Annotated in this window: 1 protein-coding gene; it reads left to right on the forward strand. The window is 37.2% G+C overall.

Annotated elements, in window-relative coordinates; translation table 11 throughout:
* On the forward strand, window positions 1-3355 hold a 3355-nt coding region (locus ACTF48_RS10895), incomplete at its 5' end, for a T9SS type B sorting domain-containing protein (RefSeq protein WP_438963187.1).
* Between the last annotated feature and the right edge of the window lie 401 nt (window positions 3356-3756).

Genomic DNA, 3756 nt, shown 5'->3' on the forward strand with positions numbered 1-3756 from the left:
CCAGCCACAAGATTTAGAATTATGCGATGATATCAGTAACGATGGTTTTGAAACATTTGATCTAACTCAGAACGAAGGGGATATCCTAGGAACACAAAATGCTAGTGATTTTACCATTACTTACCACAATTCTCAAATGGATGCCGATATGAATACTGCAGCCATTCCTAATCCTGGTTCATATACAAATACTATCAGCCCTGTAGAAACCATTTACGTGAGAGTGACACCTAACGGAAACATGAGTTGTGCGGCAACTGGATCGTTTGATATTCAGGTAGATGTATTGCCAGTAGCAAATGTTCCTATGGATATGATCGTTTGTGATGATGACTCAAATGATGGAATAGAAGTCTTTGATCTAGCATCTCAAACAGCAACTATACTGGGAACTCAAAACCCAGCAGATTTTAATATATCCTACCACAGTTCGCAGCTAGATGCAGATTCAAACACATCACCATTAAATGCCGCAGCTTATACAAATGCTGGGACTGGACCAGAAATTATCTTTGTAAGAGTAGAAAATGTGCTTAATACCAGTTGTATAGCTACGACTACATTTATAGTTCAGGTAGATCCACAAGCGATATTCAACCAGCCACAAGATTTAGAATTATGTGATGATATCAGTAACGATGGTTTTGAAACATTTGATCTAACTCAGAACGAAGGGGATATCCTAGGAACACAAAATGCTAGTGATTTTACCATTACTTACCACAATTCTCAAATGGATGCCGATATGAATACTGCAGCCATTCCTAATCCTGGTTCATATACAAATACTATCAGCCCTGTAGAAACCATTTACGTGAGAGTGACACCTAACGGAAACATGAGTTGTGCGGCAACTGGATCGTTTGATATTCAGGTAGATGTATTGCCAGTAGCAAATGTTCCTATGGATATGATCGTTTGTGATGATGACTCAAATGATGGAATAGAAGTCTTTGATCTAGCATCTCAAACAGCAACTATACTGGGAACTCAAAACCCAGCAGATTTTAATATATCCTACCACAATTCACAGGTAGATGCAGATTCAAACACATCACCATTAAATGCCGCAGCTTATACTAATGCTGGGACTGGACCAGAAACTATCTTTGTAAGAGTAGAAAATGTGCTTAATACCAGTTGTATAGCTACGACTACATTTATAGTTCAGGTAGATCCACAAGCGATATTCAACCAGCCACAAGATTTAGAATTATGCGATGATATCAGTAACGATGGTTTTGAAACATTTGATCTAACTCAGAACGAAGTAGATATCCTAGGAACACAGAATGCTGCTGATTTTACCATTACTTACCACAATTCTCAAATGGATGCTGATATGAATGCTGCGGCCATTCCTAATCCAACTAATTACACAAATGTTATAGCTACTCAAGAAACTATTTTTGTAAGGATTACACCAGTAGGTAATATGACCTGTTTTACAACGGGCACATTTACTGTTAATGTAGAAAGTAGAGCTATAGCAAATCCAGTAGGAGACATTATTTTATGTGATGATCCTTCAAATGATGGGACTGAAGTCTTTGATCTAGCATCTCAAACAGCAACCATATTAGGAACTCAAAATCCAGCCGATGTGAATATCACTTACCATAATTCACAAGCTGATGCTGATAATAATACTGGAGCGCTAGCCTTAAATTATGATAACATTAGTAGCCCAGAAATTATTTATGTGCGAGCAGAAAGTGTAAATAACACAGCGTGTTATTCAACGGTTACATTTGAACTAATATTAAATACGGCGCCAGTTATTAGTGTCGCAAATAATTTAGAGTTATGTGATGATCCTAGTGGTGATGCTACAGAGAATTTTGACCTTTCCCAGAATGACGCAGCTATTTTAAATGGTCTTAATCCAGCAGACTACTTGATAAGTTATCACACCAGTCAAGCAGATGCTGATTCTGGTACTGGAAGTGTTGCTACAAATTATGATAATACGACTTCACCAGAAACTATCTATGTAAGAGTAGAAAATATACTCACAGGTTGTGTAAATACATCAAATTTTGATTTGATTTTAAATGAAGTGCCTGCAATAGTTAATATTCCTGATTTAGAGGAATGTGATGATGATGGAGACACCATAGCTGTATTTACTTTAAATGATCGCGAGAATGATATTGTAAACGGGCAGACTGGTGTAGCTGTAACTTATTATGCTTCAGGTCTAGATGCTATGAACGACACAGCAGCACTAGATGAAAATAGTTATACAAATACCGCAAATCCGCAGGTGATTAGTTACAGGCTCACTACTTTAAGTACAGGCTGTTTCTCTATAGGAACTTTTACTATTGAAGCGGTTCCATCTCCTATAGCTGTTATGCCTATGGATGTTGAAAATTGTGATGATGGATCAGGAAACACCACGGCAGATTTAAATACGGTTACACCACAAGTTATAGGAGCTCAAACAGGTCTTACCGTAAGCTATCACGAGTCTCAAGTAGATGCAGATAATGCGGTAAATGGAGTTTCTTTAAATTATGAGTATGGTGCAAATACTACTTTATATGTAAGAGTAGAAGATGATAACACAGGCTGTGTGACCTTTACCACTGTAGATCTAATAATACTACCATTACCACAACCTAGTCTGTTGCTGCAATATGTGATTTGTATAGATACTAATGGCGTTTTGCTTAACGGTCCAGAAGTTTTAGATACTGGGCTTAATGATCTAGACTATAGCTTTGAATGGTTTTTAAATGGATCTGTAATTGCTGGAGCTACAAGTCCTATTCATAATGCAACAGAGCCAGGTGATTATGAAGTAGTTGTAACCACTATTGCTACCGGTTGTGAAAATAGTTCAACGACTAATGTAAGACAGTCTGGAATACCTACAGATTATAGCGTAGAGGTAACCACAGAGACTTATGCGGTAGATCACCAAATCATTGTTACTGCAAATGGTCCAGATGAATATTGGTTTAGGTTAGATGATGGACCTTATGTAAATAGTAGAGTGTTTAATAATGTAACGCCAGGTCTTCATACCGTAACCATAGCAGAACGTAGTGGTTGTGGAGAGATCGTAGTTGAGGTATTTGTATTCGGTTATCCAGATTATTTTACGCCTAATAATGATGGTTTTCATGATACTTGGAATATTGTAGGAGCAGATCGTTTACCAGCTACTACCTTGTATATTTATGATCGTTACGGTAAATTATTAAAGCAGCTAGATCCATCTGGACCAGGATGGGATGGAACCTATAACGGGCAGCCACTACCTAGTTCAGATTATTGGTTTACGATAGAATATGTACAAGATGGTAGAAAAGGCCAGGCAACAGGTCACTTTGCTATGAAAAGGTAATGACATTGTAACGTCAGTAAGGAGTAATGGCCTGGTATAAACTTTTTAGAGTGCGATGTAAAAAGTCGTCCTAGCTCTATATATGTAGGTTATTGTTAATCAAGTAATCTTAATGTAAGCAGTAAGATTCTTTTAAGAAACGATTTGTTTTGTATAAGTACGCTTTCGCGAAAGCGTGTCCACAAAAAGCACCATAACATTACCAAAGCGAAGAGATGACGCCATAGAAAATAAAAACGTCGTGAATTATTTTTAACGAAGCAATCTGGGCGATTTAATCGTTGTTTTTGCTATAACCTTTGAAAGCATAAAAAAACATTAGTGTCCGATTAAAGTTTTATCAATACTATAAAACCTACTGATAGCATCGCTTCATAAGGTTTTTCAAAAAGTACACCGTG

This window comes from Nonlabens sp., assembly GCF_965660805.1.
In the GTDB taxonomy this organism is placed as follows: Bacteria; Bacteroidota; Bacteroidia; order Flavobacteriales; family Flavobacteriaceae; genus Nonlabens.